Annotated in this window: 14 protein-coding genes and 1 tRNA gene; 9 read left to right on the forward strand and 6 right to left on the reverse strand. The window is 74.4% G+C overall.

Annotated features, from left to right (window positions below; genetic code table 11):
- Window positions 1-121: 121 nt before the first annotated feature.
- A complete protein-coding gene (locus Sya03_RS26245; RefSeq protein WP_203941069.1) occupies window positions 122-2,590 on the reverse strand; it encodes a putative bifunctional diguanylate cyclase/phosphodiesterase in 2,469 nt (822 codons plus the stop codon).
- A gap of 604 nt (window positions 2,591-3,194) precedes the next feature.
- On the opposite strand from Sya03_RS26245, the gene Sya03_RS26250 reads away from it, so the two are divergent.
- Both Sya03_RS26250 and Sya03_RS26255 read left to right on the forward strand, forming a co-directional pair.
- Window positions 3,195-4,496, forward strand: coding sequence for an aminotransferase class I/II-fold pyridoxal phosphate-dependent enzyme (locus tag Sya03_RS26250; protein WP_203941070.1), 1,302 nt, complete (start codon window positions 3,195-3,197; stop codon window positions 4,494-4,496).
- Between the two features lie 53 nt (window positions 4,497-4,549).
- Window positions 4,550-6,805 (forward strand): putative bifunctional diguanylate cyclase/phosphodiesterase, encoded by a 2,256-nt coding sequence (locus Sya03_RS26255; RefSeq protein ID WP_203941071.1) that lies wholly within the window; start codon window positions 4,550-4,552, stop codon window positions 6,803-6,805.
- 12 nt (window positions 6,806-6,817) lie between these two features.
- On the opposite strand, the gene Sya03_RS26260 is transcribed toward Sya03_RS26255, so the two are convergent.
- The 3 genes from Sya03_RS26260 to Sya03_RS26270 form a co-directional block, all read right to left on the reverse strand.
- The gene (locus Sya03_RS26260) at window positions 6,818-7,066 is read right to left on the reverse strand and encodes a hypothetical protein (protein WP_203941072.1); all 249 of its coding nucleotides are present in this window, start codon (window positions 7,064-7,066) and stop codon (window positions 6,818-6,820) included.
- Window positions 7,067-7,231: 165 nt separating this feature from the next.
- Window positions 7,232-7,304 (reverse strand) — tRNA-Arg (locus Sya03_RS26265).
- A gap of 113 nt (window positions 7,305-7,417) precedes the next feature.
- Window positions 7,418-8,425 carry an alpha/beta hydrolase gene (locus Sya03_RS26270; RefSeq protein WP_203941073.1) on the reverse strand — a complete coding sequence of 336 codons (1,008 nt, stop codon included), beginning with the start codon at window positions 8,423-8,425 and terminating at the stop codon, window positions 7,418-7,420.
- Window positions 8,426-8,551: 126 nt separating this feature from the next.
- Between Sya03_RS26270 and Sya03_RS26275 the strand changes: the two genes are divergently transcribed.
- The 6 genes from Sya03_RS26275 (at window position 8,552) to Sya03_RS26300 (ending at window position 15,751) form a co-directional block, all read left to right on the forward strand.
- On the forward strand, window positions 8,552-9,259 hold the full coding sequence (locus tag Sya03_RS26275) for a single-stranded DNA-binding protein (protein WP_203941074.1): 708 nt from the start codon (window positions 8,552-8,554) through the stop codon (window positions 9,257-9,259).
- 116 nt (window positions 9,260-9,375) lie between these two features.
- Window positions 9,376-10,371 carry a cobalamin biosynthesis protein gene (locus Sya03_RS26280; RefSeq protein WP_370871977.1) on the forward strand — a complete coding sequence of 332 codons (996 nt, stop codon included), beginning with the start codon at window positions 9,376-9,378 and terminating at the stop codon, window positions 10,369-10,371.
- Window positions 10,368-11,897 carry a cobyric acid synthase gene (locus Sya03_RS26285; RefSeq protein ID WP_203941076.1) on the forward strand — a complete coding sequence of 510 codons (1,530 nt, stop codon included), beginning with the start codon at window positions 10,368-10,370 and terminating at the stop codon, window positions 11,895-11,897. The genes Sya03_RS26280 and Sya03_RS26285 overlap by 4 nt, the downstream gene beginning before the upstream one ends.
- Window positions 11,894-12,568 (forward strand): uridine kinase family protein, encoded by a 675-nt coding sequence (locus tag Sya03_RS26290; RefSeq protein WP_239107851.1) that lies wholly within the window; start codon window positions 11,894-11,896, stop codon window positions 12,566-12,568. Before Sya03_RS26285 ends, Sya03_RS26290 begins: the two co-directional genes overlap by 4 nt.
- A 275-nt stretch (window positions 12,569-12,843) precedes the next feature.
- A complete protein-coding gene (locus Sya03_RS26295; protein ID WP_203941077.1) occupies window positions 12,844-14,184 on the forward strand; it encodes a dipeptidase in 1,341 nt (446 codons plus the stop codon).
- A gap of 10 nt (window positions 14,185-14,194) precedes the next feature.
- Window positions 14,195-15,751, forward strand: a complete 1,557-nt coding sequence (locus tag Sya03_RS26300; RefSeq protein ID WP_203941078.1) for an ATP-dependent DNA ligase — start codon at window positions 14,195-14,197, stop codon at window positions 15,749-15,751.
- Here the strand turns inward: Sya03_RS26300 and Sya03_RS26305 are convergent.
- Window positions 15,724-16,215, reverse strand: a complete 492-nt coding sequence (locus tag Sya03_RS26305) for a hypothetical protein (RefSeq protein WP_239107852.1) — start codon at window positions 16,213-16,215, stop codon at window positions 15,724-15,726. The genes Sya03_RS26300 and Sya03_RS26305 overlap by 28 nt on opposite strands.
- 10 nt (window positions 16,216-16,225) lie before the next feature.
- Complete coding sequence (locus tag Sya03_RS26310) at window positions 16,226-17,005, reverse strand: SURF1 family cytochrome oxidase biogenesis protein (protein WP_203941079.1); 780 nt, start codon at window positions 17,003-17,005, stop codon at window positions 16,226-16,228.
- A gap of 79 nt (window positions 17,006-17,084) precedes the next feature.
- Here Sya03_RS26310 and Sya03_RS26315 point away from each other — a divergent pair, with 79 nt between their 5' ends.
- Window positions 17,085-18,461, forward strand: coding sequence for a cobyrinic acid a,c-diamide synthase CobB (locus tag Sya03_RS26315; protein WP_203941080.1), 1,377 nt, complete (start codon window positions 17,085-17,087; stop codon window positions 18,459-18,461).
- Window positions 18,462-18,483 lie beyond the last annotated feature (22 nt).

Below are 18,483 nucleotides of genomic sequence, written 5' to 3' on the forward strand. Positions count from 1 at the left end.
GTCCTGCGGCACGGGGAGGGGACTCCGGTACGGCACTCGATGTCCGGATCGGCACGGCTGCGGTCCGGGTGCGAACCGGTAGCTGCGACCCCCGCTCACCGAGCCGCGGGCGGTGTGCGCGTCACGGCTCCGACGTGCCGGCGCCCACCGGGTGCTGGCCGGTCAGGCCGCGCACCGGCCCCGCGTCGTCCCGGCGCGCGAGGCTTTCGCCGAGCTGGCCCGCCGACAGTGGACGGGCGAAGTGGTAGCCCTGCGCGGCGTGGTAGCCGATGTCACGCAGCCGTTGCGCCTGCTGCGGCGTCTCGACGCCCTCCGCGACCACGTGCAGGCCGAGGACGCGGGCCAGCTGCAGGACCGCGGCCGCGATCGTGGGTTCGCCCGTCACCTGGGCCTGGGTGAAGGACTGATCGAGCTTCAGCTCGTCGACCGGGCAGTTCTGCAGCAGCGACAGGGTGGACTGCCCGGTGCCGAAGTCGTCCAGCGCGACCCGCACACCGAGCTCGCGGAGGCGGGTCAGGTTGGTGACCGAACCACCCAGCTGCAGCACCGCGGTCTCCGTCACCTCCAGCACGAGCCGGTGCGGCGACAGGCCCGTGTCGGCCAGCGCGGCCGCCACGTCGTCGGCGTAGCCCGGCTCCCGCAGCTCGCGGGCGGAGACGTTGAGGTTGAGCACCGCGGGCGCGGCGGCGCCGTGCTCCGCCGACCAGGCCGCGAACTGCCGGCAGGCCTCGCGGACCACCCAGCGACCCAGCGGCACGATGAGCCCGTTGCGCTCGGCCAGCGGGATGAACTCGACGGGCGGGATCACGCCGCGGCCGGGGTGGGTCCAGCGCACCAGCGCCTCGACGCCCATGAGCCGCCCGCCGGCGAGGTCGACGATGGGCTGGTACAGCAGGGTGAACTGCTCGTCGATGATGGCCTGCCGCAGCTCGGCCCCCAGCTGCACGTGGTTGGCGACGGTGCCCGCCATGCCCGGCTCGTACGTCAGGTAGCGGCTGCCGCCGAGGCCCTTGGCGGCGTACATGGCGATGTCGGCGTGCCGGAGCATGTCGCTCGGGTCGTCGCCCGGCCGGCCGTCGGCGATGCCGATGCTGGCCCGGATGAGCAGCTCGTGCCCCTCGGCGACGACCGGCGGCGCGAGGGCCGCGATGAGGCGGTCAGCGGCGGCGGCCGCCTCCGCCGGCGCGGCGGCGGCGAAGATGACGACGAACTCGTCGCCGCCCAGGCGGGCGACCGTGTCGGTGGCCCGCACGCAGTCGGTCAGCCGCTGCGCGACCGCGACGAGCAGGGCGTCGCCGGCCTCGTGCCCCAGGTTGTCGTTGACGTTCTTGAAGTCGTCGAGGTCGATGAGCGCCACGCTGAGCGGTCCGCCGCCCGGGTCGCCGAGCGCCCGCTGCAGCCGCTCGTGGAACAGCCGCCGGTTCGGCAGCTGCGTCAGGGCGTCGTGGGTGGCACCGTGGTCGAGGCGGTCCAGCAGCCGCCGGTTGTCCTGGAACGCGGTCAGCTGCCGCAGCACGACGAGCCCGGTGAGCAGCACCGCCGCGGAGCCGACCAGGATCGGGTCCCACACCACGACCAGCTTCTCGCTGGCCGACATCGTGCCCCAGCGGCCCGCCAGCGACCCGATGTCCAGGGTGCAGAGCACCCAGACGAGCAACGCGTCGACGGCGGCGACCGCCACGTACGGCAGGATGCTGAACGGCCGCCGGCGCCCGGCGTCCGCCGCGGCCCCGCGCGCCGACGTGCGCTGCCGCTCGCCCGCCCAGGCGGCGAAGAACATCACCAGCGGGATGCTGACCGTGGTGACCAGCAGATGGTTCTTGCCGGGCATCGCGTCGATGTACGGCTGCGGCAGCGACGACGCGCAGCCGACGAGGATGGCGCAGGCGAACAGCCGCAGCGCACCCTTGTCGATGAAGGCGTAGCTCGACAGCACCACCTTCGCCACGGCGAACACCGCGATGGACGCCAGCGTCGTCACCATCGCCGACGACACCAGCGTCATCGTGGTGTTGCCGCCGGGCACCGCCAGCAGCGGCATGGTGTGGAAATGCAGGAAGAAGACGGACGTGGCCAGCATGACCGTGCCGGCGTCCAGCCCCACCCGCAGCCGTTCCATGCGGGTCTGCTGCCCGAGCGGCAGCCGGTAGAGCGACCACATGATGACCGCGATCGCCGCGGTGTCGATCGCCAGCATCACCGGACCGGTCCGCTGCCCGGTGGCGGCCGGATGCGTCAGCACGTCCACGGCCTGCGCCGCCGACGCGCTACCGACCAGCGCCGCCGCGAGCGTCTGATGCCGCCAGAACCGCCGGGTCGGCCCCGGCAGCTCCGCCGTCCGCGACGTCCGCCAGAAGACCGCCGTCAGCACGGCGGCGCCGAGCGGGGACGGCAGCCACAGCACGAGCAGCAGCGGCTCGGTCAGATGGTTGCTGTCGTCGGGCGTGAACCACGAGGTGAACAGCAGGACGGCGAACAGCACCGCGGGAACGACCGTGAGCCCGGCAGCCGCCAGCAGCAGCCGGCTCACCCGGCGGCCACCGGGGGCGGCCGGGCGCGTGACTGCACGCAGCAGGTGTGAGGTGCCCATCTGACATCCCTTTCGCGGGTCGTACGCAGCGGTCATATCGACCGGCGGGCGACCACCGTGAGAAATGCCGCCGCCGCGTCCGGGGACGATCACCGCCGGCCGGGCGGGCGGGCAGCCACGACACCGCTTCGCCGGTCCCGGCCCTGGCGAACCACCGCGGAATTCGCCCGGGAGATGGAAAAGTTCACCCTGATGCCATGCTGGGCGAACAGAGCCGGTCGTGCCGCACCGCCGGATATGGCAGAATCAATGTCCTGCTCGCCGACTTCCGTTGTTGTTCCGGGCCGACGAATGTGGGCGGCCGCCTTCTCCCGATTGCGACGCTGATGGCGCCTCGGCCCGAGTTCCCGGTCGGCACCGAGGGCACAACTCCCAGCGCACGGCCCTGATCACGTTCAGCTCTATCGCTGTTCAAATGGGCGACCGCCGTTGCCCAGCCTCCGGTGGAAACCTATGATGACGCCCTTTTCGTGCCGGGCGGGAATGCGGTGTGTGCTTCTCGAGTGGCGCGCTGCCGCGGGCCGGGTTAGTGTCGAGAAACCTTGATCAACTCCAATTGCGGAGAGCTGTTTACTGGTCGCACCGAGTGAATGCAGGGGGGACCATGGGCCTGATCGAAGCCCGGTTGGACGCGCTTGACGACCTCGTGAAGGAAGGCGTGGGCCACGGTCTGGCGCACTGCGCCGCGCAGGACGACGAGCTGGACGGGCGCGTGATCACCGTCGACGGCAAGCGCCTGGTGAGCTTCGGCTCCTGCAGTTACCTCGGCCTGGAGACCCACCCCGAGTTGGTCGCCGCAGTCGTCGACGCGGTGACGAGGTACGGCAGCCAGTTCTCCTCGTCGCGGACGTACCTGTCGGCGCCGGGTTACGCCCCGGCAGAGGCCGCGCTGACCGAGATGTTCGGTCGCCCGGCCCTGATCAGCCCGAGCACCACGATGGGGCATCTCGCCGCGCTGCCGGTGGTGGTCGGGAGCGAGGACGTCGTGCTCCTCGACGCTCAGGTGCATTTCAGCGTGCAGGTCGCGGCGCGGCTGGTGCAGGCGCAGGGGATTCCGGTGGAGCTGCTGCCGCACAGCGACCTCCGGCGCCTCGAACGCCGGGTCACGGAGCTGGCAGGCACCCATCGGCGGGTCTGGTACATGACCGACGGGATCTACAGCATGTACGCCGACCCCGCACCCATCGCCGAGCTGAGCGACCTCGCCGACCGGCATCCCAACCTGTGGCTGTACATCGACGACGCCCACGCGATCTCGTGGACCGGACGGTTCGGCCGCGGATATGCGCTGGACCGGCTGAGCGCGGCCGCGACCGAGCGGGCGATCGTCACGGGGTCGCTGAACAAGTCGTTCGCCGCGGCCGGCGGTGTGCTGACCTTTCCCGACGCGGAGCTGCGCCGGCGGGTGTTCGCCCTGGGCGGGCCGTTGATCTTCTCGGGCCCGGTGCAGCCGCCGATGCTCGGGGCCATCCTCGCGTCCGCCCGCCTGCACCTGACCGACGCGGTCGCACCTCGGCGCGCCTACCTGAACCACCTGATCGACCTGTTCAACCGCCTGGCCGCCGAGCGTGACCTCCCGGTGGTGAGCCCGAGCGCGACGCCGATCCGCTGCGTCGGCGTCGGCAGGCCGCCCCTCACCTACCGGGTGGGGGAACTCCTGCGGGACGCCGGGTTCTTCGTCGACATCGCGACGTCCCCGGCGGTCCCGGCCAAGCGGTCGGGGATCCGGATCTCGCTCACCGCACACCACACCGACCAGGACGTCGTGACGTTGGTGGAGTCGCTGACCGCAGCGATCCCCCAGGCCCTCGCCGAAGGGGGAAGCTCGATGAGCGAGCTGCGGCGTGCCTTCGGCCGGCAGCTCACCGGCCGAGCCGTCCCGTCCCCCCGGGAGCCCGCCGCATGAACGGGGCCGCCGCATTGCGCTCAGCAGGCCGAATACCGCGCCGATAAGAGGGCGTGACCTGGCGACTGCGGCGCAGGGAGGTGGCGGAGCCGGACGGGGCCTTCCGACGGCTCACCGGGCATGCCATCGGCTGGCTCTACATCGCGTCGGCCGCCGTCATCATCGGGTACGCCCCGACCGTCGGGTCAGCTCGCCCGATCCTGGCGGTGCTGCTCGCCCTCGGCGTCGCGACACTGGTGTGCGGCGCAGTCATGCTCTGGCTGCCGTGGCAGCGGTGGCGACGCAGGTGGCAGATCCTCGCCGTCCCGCCGTCGCTGGCCATCAGCGGGTTCGGCAACTGGATGGACCCCAACCCGTACCTGGCCGGCATCTCCTTCTTCGTCCTCGCGGTGTGGGCGGGTACCGCGCTGCGACGGGGTACCGTCCTCGCGCTCAGCCCCCTGTTCCTGGCGGCATACTGGCTTCCGCTCGCGATCGTGGCGGACGACCCGCGGCTCGCGTCCTCGGCCGTGACCTGCACCGTCATCTGTGTCGTCACCGGCGAGTGCCTGGCGTGGCTGACCGCTCGCCTGCACGAACTGCAGGCACGGCTTCGCGAGCACGACGAACGCCGATTCCAGGCCCTGGTCGCCGCGTCGTCGGACACCACCATCCTGTTCGACCCCCAGGGCCGCACCACCTACGTCAGCCCCTCGGCGCAACGCATGCTCGGCCGGCCTGCCGAGGCCCTCCAGGGGCGCACCGTCCAGGCCGTGATCGCGGACCACGTGCACCCCGACGACGCGGCGGCCGTGCGCCGGGCGCTCCGGTTGCTGTCCGCCGGGCGCGGCTCGGCCAAGGTGATGCGGTTCCGCGTCCAGCACACCGACGGCACCGTGCGCCACATCGAGGGCGTGGGCCGCGACCTCCTCGCCGACGAGGCGGTCAACGGCGTCCTGATCAACCTCCGCGACGTCAGCGACCGTGTCGAGCTGGAACGGGCCGAGCGGCATCGCGCCACGCACGACGCCCTCACCGAGCTGCCCAACCGTGAGCTCCTCACCGCCACCATCACCACCTGGTGCAAGCAGGCCGGCGACGCCCAGCTCGACGTCTCGCTGGTGTTCCTCGACCTCGACCGATTCAAGGCCGTCAACGACCGCTGGGGCCACTCCATCGGTGACGAGCTGCTGTGCGCCGTCGCCTCCCGGCTCAGCGCGATCGTCCGCAGCGAAGACCTCGTGTGCCGTATCGGCGCGGACGAGTTCGTCATCGCCCTGGCCAGCCCCGACCACACCGCACTGGCCGAATCGCTGGCCCTCCGGCTCCTGGACGCGTTCGGGGAGCCCTTCGAGCTGTCCGTCGGCGACATCGAGATCACCCCCTCGATCGGGATCGCGGAGTCCTCCGGGCCCGCCGACGCACTGGACCTCATCCGGGACGCCGACACCGCGATGTACCGGGCGAAGGGCTCCGGCCGCAACAGCTACGCGGTGTTCACCGAGGCCATGCGCGACCAGGCCCGCCGCCGCGCCGACCTGGAGCAGGCGCTGCGCGCGGCCCTGAAGCAGGGCGAGCTGTCGGTGCAATACCAACCGATCATCGACCTGACCACCGGCGCGCTGTCCGGGTTCGAGGCGCTGATGCGCTGGAACCACCCCGAACTGGGCATGGTCTCCCCGCTGGAGTTCATCCCGATCGCCGAGGACACCGGCCTGATCGTGGCATCGGGCGCCTGGCTCCTCGAAGAGGCCGCGACCCAACTCGCGCAGTGGCGGTCCGAACGCCCCGCCGGGGCACCCCCGGTGCACATGTCGGTCAACGTCTCGGTCCGCCAGCTGCGCAACGCCGCACTCGTCGACGTCGTCCGCGACGTCCTGCAGCGCACCGGGCTACCCGCCGACGCACTCTGGCTCGAACTCACCGAGTCCGGAGTCTTCGAAGACCTCGACCTCTCCCTCGCCACCCTGCGCGAACTGCGCGAACTCGGCGTGGTGCTCTGCATCGACGACTTCGGCACCGGGTACTCGTCCCTGACGTACCTCAGGCAGTTCCCGGCCAGCATCGTCAAGATCGACCGGTCGTTCGTGTCCGGCATCGGCGTCAACCCCGACGACGAGGCCATCGTCCGCACCGTCATCGCCATGGCGCACGCCCTCGGCCAGCAGGTCGTCGCCGAGGGCATCGAGACCTCCGAGCACCGGGACTGGCTGCGCCGGCAGGGCTGCGACTTCGGGCAGGGCTACCTCTACAGCCCTCCGCGGCCGGCGCAGGCGCAACGGTCCTGGATCGTCGAACAGCAGTCGGCTCACGCTTCGGGCTTGACCTGAGCGATCACCTGCTCAGGCGGGGGCGCCGCTCTCGGGGTCCCACATCCGGATGACGTCGCCGAGAAACTCGTGGATGTAACCGCAGTTGTCGCAGATGACACCGAGTGACGTCCGGTTCGCCCACGCGAGGTCCAGGAACTCCATGGCCCCCGTGTTCAGCTTGATCGTGCGGGTGCCGAACAGCCCGCCCTGGCACACCAGGCAGCGGAAGACCTCGCCGTTGATGGTGGCCACCAAGGCGTTCTTCCCGAACAGGCTCATGGCGGCATGGTAGGCGCCGGCGGCAAGACGGGCGGGCCGGTGACGTCAGGCTCGTCGGCCCCGGCGTCGTGCCGACGTCCGGCCAGGTCGCAGCGCCTGCCCGACGTCGGGCGGCCATCCGGTCCGCCAGCTGGTCGCATGCAGGCTGAGCTGCGAGAACGTGAGCGCGCCCGGCAGGATTCGAACCTGCGACCTTCAGATTAGAAGTCTGTTGCTCTATCCGCTGAGCTACGGGCGCCTGAAGCCGGACGCAGGCTACCCCTTACACCGGGCCGATGGGGGGCAGGCCGCGCTGGCCTGCACATACTAGGGTCCAGGCCCGCCCACGGCGAGGACCTTCCCCCGCCCGGATCAACGAACGGTACGGCTGGTGCGTTCAGCGGTCGGCGTCGATGTCTCGTCGGCGGCAGGGCGGGGTGCCACGAACGCCTCGGCCCAGCGGCCCAGTTCGTCGAAGACGCGGGCGCGTACCTCGGCGCCCGAGAGGGTCAGGTCGTGCATGCCGCCGTCGAAGCGGGCCAGGGTGACGTGCGGGCCCAGGCGGGGGGCCCAGCGGACCATGTGGTCGACGTCCAGCACCGCGTCGGCGAGGCTGATGCCGTCCTCCCAGCGCCGGCCGCGGAAGGTGCGGGTCGAGCAGGCGAGCAGCACGGGTACGTCGATGCCCAGGCCGGAGCGGAGTTTGCGCTGGCCGCGGCGGATGGCCTCCAGCCAGCCGAGGCGCACGGGGAAGCCGTGCAGGGGCTTCCACGCCAGGTCGTAGTCCCATTCGCCGCGGTGCTGGGCGTGCAGGCTCTGGCCGTACAGGCCGCGGGTCTTGACCCTGAGCTGACGGTACGGGTGGCGCCGGCCGCCGCGGGCGATGACGTCGAGCAGGGGGCGGCGCGCGAGCCAGGGGGCGTTGAAGTCGAAGAACGGGCTGTTGAGGAACAGGCCGTCGAGCATGCCGAGGCCCTGGCGGACGTGCGCCCACAGCGACGTGATCAGGCCGCCCGTGGAGTGGGCGGCGACGAGGAGCTGGTCGTGGCCGTCCTGCTCGCGGATGATCCTGACCGATTCGTCCAGCTCGGGGAAGTAGTCGGTGAGGCTGCGGCAGAAGTTCGGGGTCTGGTGGGGGAGCAGGCTGCGGCCGTACTTGCGCAGGTCGAGCGCGTAGAAGTCCCAGCCGCGCTCGACGAAGAAGTCGGCCAGGTGGGTCTGGAAGAAGTAGTCGACGAAGCCGTGCACGTAGAGGACCGCGCGCCGGCTCGGGGTGTCGCCGCGGCGGCGGACCAGCGTCGCGACCACGGGCCCCTCGTCGTCGAGGCCCAGCTCGATCGTGTGCCGCTCGTAGGGGGCGCCCAGGACATCCGTCTCCACGCCGGTCACGGTACCGCGATAGCACATCGGCGGGCGGGGCTCCGCGCTGTCCACACCGCGCGGCCGTCCACAGGATCGGGGGTCGTTTCCGGTGGTGGGGGCGGCCGGCGCGGCAGGCTTCGCCGCATGTTCGACACCAACATCACCATCGTCGGCAACGTGCTGACCGCGCCCGAGTGGCGCCGCACCGCCAACACCGGCACGCTCGTCGCCCACTTCCGGGTCGCGTCCACCGCCCGCCGCCTCGACCGCGAGACCGGCCAGTGGATCGACGGCAACAGCCTGCGCGTCCGCGTCAACTGCTGGCGCCGCCTGGCGGAGGGCGTGACCGCGTCCATCGCCGTCGGCGACCCGGTCGTCGTCACGGGCCGCCTCTACACCCGCGACTGGACCGATCCGGACGGCAACCCCCGGCTCACGTACGAGCTGGAGGCGGCCGCCGTCGGCCACGACCTGACCCGGGGGCGCAGCCGCTTCGCCCGCACCAAGCCCACGCCCACCAGCGCCGTCGACGACCCGATCGCCGACGATCATGTCCGCGGCGAGCCCACCGAGCCCGTCGCCCACGCCGACGCCCCGGTCGCCTTCGGCGACGGGCTGCTGCCGGCCGACGACCTCGGTTTCACCGAGCTGCCGCCGCTGCCGCCGGCCGTCCCCGACCCGCTCGCGGAGGTGCGCGGTTCGTCGTTCGACGACGACCTCCCGGGTACGCCCGAGCGCGGCGACCGGCCGGCCGACCAGCCCGCCGACCAGCCCGCCGACCAGCCCGTCGACGCGGCCGTCGCGGAGTCGCGGCCGCGGCGGTCGCGGGGGCGCACCCCCGTCCCGGCCTAGCACCGGCCGGGGCTCCCGATGCCGGTGCCGGGCGCCGCGTTTCCCCCGCGCGCGCCCGGCACCGGCCCTCAGCCGGCGGCCGGCGATGACTACAGTCCTGCTCGGAGGTGGTGCAGGTGGGTGGGAAAGCGGCGGACGCCGTCGGCCTGCTGGCCGGGGTGGCGCTGGACGCGGCGTTCGGCGACCCGCGGCGTTTCCACCCGGTCGCCGGGTTCGGCACGGCCGCCGGGGCGCTCGAACGGCGCCTCTACGCCCCGCACCGCGCCGCCGGCGCCGCCTTCGCCGCCGTGGCGGTGGGCGTGCCCGTCCTCGCGGGCGTGGCCGCGCACGTGGCCACCCGCCACCGGCCGGTGACCCGGGCGGTGCTGGTCGCCGCCGCCACCTGGACGGTGCTCGGCGGGCGCACCCTGCGGCACGAGGCCACCACCATGGCGAAGCATTTGAAGCAGGCCGACCTGGAGGCGGCGCGCGGGCGGCTCAACCACCTGTGCGGGCGCGACCCGTCCACCCTGGACGAGCCGGAGCTGGCCCGGGCCACCGTCGAGTCGGTCGCGGAGAACACGTCCGACGCCGTCGTCGCGCCCCTGTTCTGGGGCGCCGTCGCCGGGCTGCCGGGGCTGCTCGGCTACCGGGCGGCCAACACCCTCGACGCGATGGTCGGCCACCGCTCGCCCCGGTACGCGCGGTTCGGCACGGCGGCGGCGCGCCTCGACGACGCCCTGAACCTGGTGCCGTCGCGGCTGACGGCGGCGCTGACGATCCTCGCCGCCCCGACCGTCAACGGCTCCCGCGCCGAGGCCGCGCGGGTGTGGCGCCGCGACCGGGCCGACCACCCCAGCCCCAACGCCGGCCAGTGCGAGTCGTCCATGGCGGGGGCGCTGGGCGTGCGGCTCGGCGGCCGCAACGTCTACTTCGGCCGGTCCGAGGTGCGGCCTTTCCTGGGCGACGGGCCGCGGCCGTCGGCCGGGCACATCAAGCGCGCGGCGAAGCTGTCCGGCACCGTCGGCCTGCTGGCGGCGGGGCTGGCCGCGACGGTCGCCGCGACCCGGGCGGGCGTCGCCGCGGCGGCCGGCCACGCCGTGCGTCGCACGCGCCGGGGCGGTGGCCGGTGAGCGGGGGGCTGCTGGTCGCCGGCACCACGTCCGACGCCGGCAAGAGCGTCCTCACCGCCGGGATCTGCCGGTGGCTGCACCGCCGCGGGGTGAAGGTGGCCCCGTTCAAGGCGCAGAACATGTCCAACAACTCGGCCGTCGTGGTCGGGCCCGACGGCCGCGGCGGCGAGATCGGCCGCGCCCAGGCCATGCAGGCGACCGCCGCCGGGCTGGCCCCCGACATCCGGTTCAACCCGGTGCTGCTCAAGCCGGGCAGCGACCTGTCCAGCCAGGTGGTGCTGCTCGGCGAGGCCGTCGACACCGTCACCGCCGGCAGCTACCGGGCGCTGCGCCCGCGGCTCGCCGAGACCGTGCACGAGACCCTGGCCGAGCTGCGCCGCGAGTACGACGCCGTCATCTGCGAGGGCGCCGGCAGCCCCGCCGAGATCAACCTGCGGGCCGGCGACTTCGTCAACATGGGCCTGGCGCGGCACGCCGGGCTGCCCGCCGTGGTCGTCGGCGACATCGACCGCGGGGGCGTGTTCGCTGCGCTGTTCGGCACGGTGGCGCTGCTGTCGCCGGAGGACCAGGCGCTGGTCGCGGGCTTCGTGGTGAACAAGTTCCGGGGCGACCGCGCGCTGCTGCAACCCGGCCTCGACATGATCGAGCGGGTGGCGGGCCGCGGCGTGCTGGGCGTGCTGCCGTACGCGCACGACCTGTGGATCGACGGCGAGGACTCCCTGTCGTACGGCACCAGCCTCGGCCGCCCCGCCGCCCCGCACGGCACCCAGTGGCTGCGGGTGGCCGTGGTGCGGCTGCCCCGCATGTCCAACGCCACCGACGCCGAGGCCCTCGCCGCCGAGCCGGGCGTCCGGGTGCGCATCACCCGCGACCCCGCCGACGTCGCCGACGCCGACCTGGTCGTCCTGCCCGGCTCCAAGGCCACGGTCAGCGACCTGGGGTGGCTGCGCGACACCGGCCTCGCCGCGGCGGTCACCGCGCACGCCGCGCAGGGCCGCCCGGTGCTCGGCGTGTGCGGCGGCTTCCAGATGCTCGGCCGCGCCGTCCACGACGACGTGGAGAGCCGCCGCGGCACCGTCGACGGGCTGGGCCTGCTGCCGGTCGAGGTGACGTTCGGGCCGCGCAAAACCCTCGCCCAGTCCCGGGGCACCGCGTTCGGCGGCGTGCCGGTCGCCGGCTACGAGATCCACCACGGGTACGTCTCCGCGACCAGCGCCGACCCGTTCCTCTCGTACGTAGACGGCACCCCCGAGGGGGCGGTGGCGGGTTCGGTGGTCGGCACCCACTGGCACGGGGCGTTCGAGTCCGACGAGTTCCGGCGCGCGTTCCTCGCGTGGGCGGCCGCGCGGGCGGGCCGCACCGGATTCGTGGCGGCCCCGGACACCCGGTTCGCCGCTGTGCGCGACCGCGCCCTCGACACCCTCGGCGACCTCGTCGAGGAGCACCTGGACACGGCGGCGCTGTGGCGGCTGATCGAAGACGGCGCCCCGCCCGGCCTGCCGTTCCTCCCACCGGGCGCCCCATGACGACGGCCGCCGGCCGCGACGCCGCCGGGGGTGCCGGTGGTGCCGAGACCGCCACGGCGCCGGCCGCGCGGGTCAAGGGATTCGCCGAGCTGGCGGCCGACGTTCGGCGGCGGCCCGCGCGGCTCGGGGCCGTGCGGCTCGTCGCGGTCGACGGGCCCAGCGGGGCGGGCAAGACCGTGTTCGCCGGGCGGCTCGCCGCCCACCTCGGCTCCGCGCCCGTCGTGCACACCGACGACCTGCTCGACGGCTGGGACGACCAGTTCACCTTCTGGGAGCGCCTGGAGCGACTGGTGCTCGCACCGCTACGGGCGGGCCGGGACGTCACTTACCGGCCGTACCGGTGGGAGGAGGGCGCGTTCAGCGGCGCGCCCGTGCGGGTCCCCGGCGGCAGCCCGGTCGTGGTGGTCGAGGGGGTGAGCGCCGCCCGGGCGGTCGTCCGGCCGGAGCTGACGCTCGCCGTGTTCGTGACCGCCCCGCCGGAGCTGCGGCTGAGCCGGGGGCTGGAGCGGGACGGGCCGGGGGTGCGGGACCACCTGGAGCGGTGGCGGGCCGCCGAGGACCGGCACTTCGCCGCGGACCGCACCCGCGCGGCGGCCGACCTGGTCGTGGACGGCGCACCCGGCGCGCCCCACGACCCGGCTTGGGAGTACGTCGCCCTCGGCGGCACCTAGGCGGCGATGAGGGCGACCAGGCCGCAACCCGCTGGTGGGGTGGCGGGCGGCTGCGGCCTGCGCCAGCGGCGACCGCCGCCGGTCGCGCGCGATCGCGGACGCGGCCCGCGGCGGCTAGAGCGCCGCCCTGGCCGCCGCGCTGGCCCACGCCGCACTGGCCCACGCCGCCCCGGCCCGCGCCGGCCTGACCCGCGCCGGCCTGGCCCGCGCCGGCCAATGCGGCGGCGGTGAGGGGAACACGGACGGCGGGCCGTTGCCGGATTAGGGTCGGCGGCATGAGTCTCAGCGAAACCGACCTGCGCGCTGCGATCCAGCGCGAGCTCCCCGGCGTCCGCGCCGACCTCGAAAACCTCGTGCGCATCCCCGGCATCGCCTTCGACGGGTTCGACCACAGCGAGGTCGAGCGGTCGGCGGAGGCGGTGGCGGAGCTGTTGCGGGGGTGCGGGCTCGAGGTGCGGATCGTGCGGGCCGGTGGGCAGCCCGCGGTGATCGGGCACCGGCCGGCGCCGCCCGGGAAGCCGACGGTGCTGTTGTACGCGCACCACGACGTGCAGCCGGTGGGCGACCTGGCCCTGTGGGAGTCGGAGCCGTTCGAGCCGGTGGAGCGGGGCGGGCGGTTGTTCGGGCGGGGGGCCGCGGACGACAAGGCGGGCGTGATGGCGCACGTGGCGGCGTTGCGGGCGTTCGGGGACGAGCTGCCGGTCGGGGTGACGGTGTTCGTGGAGGGCGAGGAGGAATACGGGTCGGACTCGCTGGACGCGTTGATCGCCGAGCACCGGGAGTTGCTGCGTGCCGACGTCATCGTGATCGCGGACTCGGGGAACTGGGACGTCGGGGTGCCGGCGCTGACGACGTCGCTGCGCGGGCTGGTGAACTGTTTCGTGGACGTGCGGGTGCTGCGGCAGGCCGTGCACAGCGGGATGGTCGGCGGGGCGGTGCCGGACGCGTTGACGGCGTTGTCGCGGCTCGTCGCCACTCTGCACGACGACGCGGGCGACGTGGCGGTCGACGGGCTGGTGGGCCGGGACGCGGCCGAGGTGGATTATCCGGCGGAGCGGTTGCGGCACGAGGCGGGGCTGCTCGACGGGGTGCAGTTCATGGGCACCGGGCGGTTGACGGACCGGATCTGGAACCGGCCGGCGATCGCGGTGCTGGGCATCGACGCGCCGCGCACCGCCGAGGCGCCGAACGCGATCGTGCCGTCGGCGCGGGCGAAGCTGAGTGTGCGGCTGGCGCCCGGGCAGGATCCGCAGGCGGCCCTGGACGCGGTGACGGCGCACCTGCACAAGCATGCCCCGTGGGGCGCGCAGGTGTCGGTGGAGCTGGAGTCGCTGGGTGCGCCGTGTTCGATCGACGCGCGCGGGCCCCGGTACGACGCGGCGCGGGCGGCGTTCCGGGAGGCGTGGGACGGGGTGGAGCCGGTCGACATGGGGGTGGGCGGGTCGATCCCGTTCATCGCGACGTTCCAGGAGGTGTTCCCGGACGCCGCGATCCTGGTGACGGGCGTGGAGGACCCGGACTCGCGGGCGCACGGGCCGAACGAGAGCCTGCACCTGGGGGAGTTCGCCCGGGTGTGCCTGGCCGAGGCGCTGCTGCTGATGAAGGTCGCCGGGTGAAGATGATGTCGTGCTCTTCGTAGACGTGGCGGCCACCTCGGCCGCCGTCAGCGCCACGTCCGGCCGCAAGGCGAAGATCGAGCTGCTCGCGGGCGCGCTGCGCCGGTTGGCGCCGGCCGAGCTGGCGGCCGGGTCGGCGTTCCTGGCGGGGGAGCTGCGGCAGCGGCAGACCGGGGTGGGGTACGCGGCGCTGCGGGACCTGCCGCCGCCCGCCGAGTCGCCGAGCCTGACGGTGGCCGCGGTGGACGACGCGGCGGCGGCGCTGGCCGCCACCAGCGGGCCGGGGTCGCAGGCGCGGCGGCGGGAGCTGCTGGGCGGGCTGTTCGGGGCGGCCACCGCGGACGAGCAGCGGCTGTTGGTGGGGTTGTTCGGCGGGGAGTTGCGGCAGGGCGCCCAGGCCGGGCTGCTCGCCGACGCGATCGCCACGGCCGCGCAGGTGCCGCTCGCGACGGTGCGCCGGGCGCTGCTGCTGTCCGGGGACCTGAAGGAGGTCGCGGTGGCGGCGCTGGACGGCGGGGCCGCCGCCCTGGCGGAGTTCGCGCTGCGGGTGGGGCGGCCGCTGACGCCGATGCTGGCGCAGAGCGCCCCGGACGTGGCGGCGGCCGTGGCGGCGACGGGGCTGCCGGCGGCGGTGGACGCGAAGCTCGACGGGATCCGGGTGCAGGTGCACCGCTCCGGCGACGACGTCGGGGTGTTCACCCGCAGCCTGGACGACATCACCGCCCGGGTGCCGGAGCTGGTCGCGGCGGTCCGGTCGCTGCCCGCCCGGGAGCTGGTGCTGGACGGCGAGGCGATGATGCTGGACGCGGACGGCCGCCCGAGCCCCTTCCAGGAGACGGCCAGCCGAGCGGCCAGCCGAGCGGAGGAGAAAAGCGCGCAGCTCACCCCGTACTTCTTCGACCTGCTGCACCTGGACGGCACCGACTACCTGGACGAGCCGGGCCGGGTGCGGTGGGCGGCGCTGGCGCAGGCGGTGCCGGAGCCGATGCTGGTGGGACGCGGGTTCGTCGACACCCCGCAGGAGGCGGCGGCGCTGTTCGACGCCGCGATCGCCGCCGGGCAGGAGGGCGTCGTGGTGAAGGCGCTGGACGCGCCGTACGACGTGGGGCGGCGCGGGTCCGCGTGGGTCAAGGTCAAGCCGCGGCACACCCTCGACCTGGTGGTGCTGGCCGTCGAGTGGGGGCACGGCCGGCGCAAGGGCTGGCTGTCCAACCTGCACCTGGGCGCGCGCGACCCCCGTACCGGCGGGTTCGTGATGCTCGGCAAGACCTTCAAGGGCCTCACCGACGAGCTGCTGCGCTGGCAGACCGAGCGGTTCCAGGAGCTGGCCGTCGACCGGGGCGACTGGGTGGTGACGGTGCGGCCGGTGCAGGTCGTGGAGATCGCGTTCGATGGGGTGCAGACCAGCCCGCGCTACCCGGGCGGGGTGGCGCTGCGGTTCGCCCGGGTGCTGCGCTACCGCGACGACAAGACCGCCGCCGAGGCCGACACGATCGACGCGGTGCGGGCGCTGCACGTCGGCCGGGTGGCCGACCCCGGTCAGATCGCGGCGAGCGACCGCACGTAGTTCACCTGCTGGTGCACGTGCGCCACCTGCTCCTGGGCGGTGACCGGGATGCGGGCCACGTACTGCCGGGTGCCGTTGGTGACGGTCACCTGCACGGTCCCGCGGTAGATCGTCTCCTTCACCAGCAGGAACAGCAGGCTGAACACGGTCAGCACGCAGAAGCCCGCGACGGCGCAGACGATCGCCCAGGTGGGGATCTTCTGCTCGTTGTGCCAGTAGTCGGTGACGTGCCAGGTGGAGCCCTTCAGCGGGATGTCGCCGGCCGGGGTGCGCACCACGGTGGACGTCACGCCCAGCTCGCCGATCTGCACGATCACCGCGCCCGGGTCGGCGGGCGGCGGCGGTTCCGCGGCCGGCAGCGGCATCGTCGGCGGGGCGCCGGAGACGGGGGGCAGCGGCGCGAAGCCGGGGTGACCCCAGGGGTCGCTGGGCTCGTTCGCCGGGGGAGGAGCCGGGTACGTCACGCAGCGCAGCCTAACGTGCGGCGGGCGTGGCGGCCGCGGGCCTGGGGTGCGCCTCGCGCCACGCCAGCCAGCCGTAGGCGGCCAGCGCCATCGCCGCGAACAGCCACCACTGGATGGCGTACCCGCCGTTCTGCAGGGCGTTCTCGTGCTCGACGGGGATGGGCACGAACGCCGGGTCGGCCGCCGGGGTCTGCTCGGTCATCAGCACGTACCCGCCGTAGACCGGGTACGGCAGCTCGCCGGCGAGCTGGTCGACGGCGACGCGGCGCACCTGGATGCGCCCGTCGCGGCGTTCGATGGCGCCGGGCCGGCTCTCCGACGGGTGCACCCGCCCGACGACGGTGACCTGGCCGGCAGGCACGGCGGGCACGGCCGGGACGGCGGTCGCCCCGCCGGGCGCGGGCGGGATCCAGCCGCGGTCGACCAGCACGGCGGTGCCGTCGGCGAGCACCAGCGGCGTCACCACCTCGTAGCCGACGGCGTCGTTGACGGTGCGGCTGCGCACCAGGATCTCGTTGGCCGCGTCGTACCGGCCGGTCATGGTCACCCGGGACCAGGCGGCGTCGTCGGCGGGGCGCGGCCCGGCGGTGCCCGGGGCGGCCGGGCGGCCCAGCACGGTGGTGATGTCGGCGGGTGTCGCGGTCGCACCCGCGTCGACCCGGGCGTTCAGCGCGTTGCGCTCGTCGTACCGGTGATGCTGCCAGTTGCCGAGCAGCAGCATGACGGCGGCGGCGGCGACGGCGAGCACGAACCCGCCGATCCAGCGCGGTGTCAGCAGGAACCGGTACACACGATCGAGGCTACGGCGGGAAGAGCCGTACGGAAGCACCGGGTAGGGTCGCGACCAGCACCCGGGGGAGGATCGAGAGATGACGGCCGTACCGCGGCTGGTGGTTAGCGCGCCCGCGTCGGGCCACGGCAAGACGGCGGTGGCCGTCGGGCTGCTCGCGGCGTACGCGGCCCGCGGCGTGCCCGCGGCCGGCTTCAAGGTCGGCCCCGACCACACCGACGCCGCCTACCTGGGGCTGGCCGCCGGGCGGCCCGGCCGCAACCTGGACCCGCGCCTGGTCGAGGGGTTCCGCATCCCGGGGCTGTTCGCGCACGGCGCCGCGGGGGCGCAGCTGGCGGTGGTCGAGGGCACGATGGGGCTGTTCGACAGCCTGACCGGCCAGCCCGAGCAGGACGGCACCGCGGCGGTCGCGGCGGCGCTGCAGGCCCCGGTGGTGCTGGTGGTGGACGTGGCGGCGATGGGCCACTCGATCGCCGCGCTGGTGCACGGCTTCCGCTCGTACGACGAGATGGTGCGGCTGGGCGGTGTCGTCCTCAACCGGGTGGTGTCGCCCCGGCACGAGCAGATGCTGCGCACCGCGCTGGACGACATCGGCATCCCGATCCTGGGCGCGCTGCGCCGCGGCGACCTGCCCGCGGTGCTGCCGGCGCGCGCGCACGGGCCGGTGCCGGCGGCGCACCGCACCGTCGAGGCGGTGCGCGCGGTGCGCCGGCTCGGCGAGGCCATCGCCTCGGCCGTCGACCTGGATCGGGTGCTCGGCCTGGCCGCCACCGCGCCCGCGCTGGGCGCCACCGCCTGGTCGCCGGCCGAGGCCGTCGGCGAGGTCGAGGCGGCCGCGCACCGCCCGGTCGTCGCGGTCGCGGGCGGCCCGGGCGCCGCGTTCGCGTACGCGGAGACCGCCGAGCTGCTCACCGCCGCGGGCGCCGACGTGGTGCCGGTCGACCCGCTGCGCGACGAGGCCCTGCCGCCCGGCACCCGCGCGCTGGTCGTGGGGGCGGGGCTGCCGGAGGCGTTCGCGGAGGAGCTGTCGGCCAACCGGCGGCTGTGCGCCGCGGTGGCGCAGCTGGCCCACGACGGCGCGCCGGTGCTGGCCGAGGGGGTGGGCCTGCTGTGGCTGGCCCGCGAGGTGGACGGCCGCCCGATGTGCGGGGTGCTGGACGCGGTGGCGGTGTCGCAGGAGCGCACGGTCGCCGGCTACCGGGAGGCGACGGCCCGCACGGCGTCGCCGCTGGCCCCGGTGGGCGCCCGGATCACCGGGTACAAGCAGCACCGCGCCGTGGTGACCCCGCGGGCCGGCGCCGAGCCGGCCTGGCTGTGGAACGGCGGCAACCCGGAGGGCTTCGTGTGGCGCCGGGTGCACGCCTCGCAGCTGGGCCTGCACTGGGCGGGCGCCCCGGACATCGCCCGCCGCCTGGTCACGACAGCAGTCAGCCCGCCGCTCGCGGCGACGGGCTGACGGTGCTGACGGTGCTGTGACG

Source organism: Spirilliplanes yamanashiensis, from assembly GCF_016863475.1.
Lineage (GTDB): Bacteria > Actinomycetota > Actinomycetes > Mycobacteriales > Micromonosporaceae > Spirilliplanes > Spirilliplanes yamanashiensis.

Excerpts from the sequence above, each read along its gene's own strand:
- Sya03_RS26245 (WP_203941069.1), bottom strand. The coding sequence starts at position 2,590 with ATGGGCACCTCACACCTGCTGCGTGCAGTCACGCGCCCGGCCGCCCCC.
- Sya03_RS26250 (WP_203941070.1), top strand. The coding sequence starts at position 3,195 with ATGGGCCTGATCGAAGCCCGGTTGGACGCGCTTGACGACCTCGTGAAG.
- Sya03_RS26260 (WP_203941072.1), bottom strand. The coding sequence starts at position 7,066 with ATGAGCCTGTTCGGGAAGAACGCCTTGGTGGCCACCATCAACGGCGAG.
- Sya03_RS26275 (WP_203941074.1), top strand. The coding sequence starts at position 8,552 with ATGTTCGACACCAACATCACCATCGTCGGCAACGTGCTGACCGCGCCC.
- Sya03_RS26290 (WP_239107851.1), top strand. The coding sequence starts at position 11,894 with ATGACGACGGCCGCCGGCCGCGACGCCGCCGGGGGTGCCGGTGGTGCC.
- Sya03_RS26295 (WP_203941077.1), top strand. The coding sequence starts at position 12,844 with ATGAGTCTCAGCGAAACCGACCTGCGCGCTGCGATCCAGCGCGAGCTC.
- Sya03_RS26315 (WP_203941080.1), top strand. The coding sequence starts at position 17,085 with ATGACGGCCGTACCGCGGCTGGTGGTTAGCGCGCCCGCGTCGGGCCAC.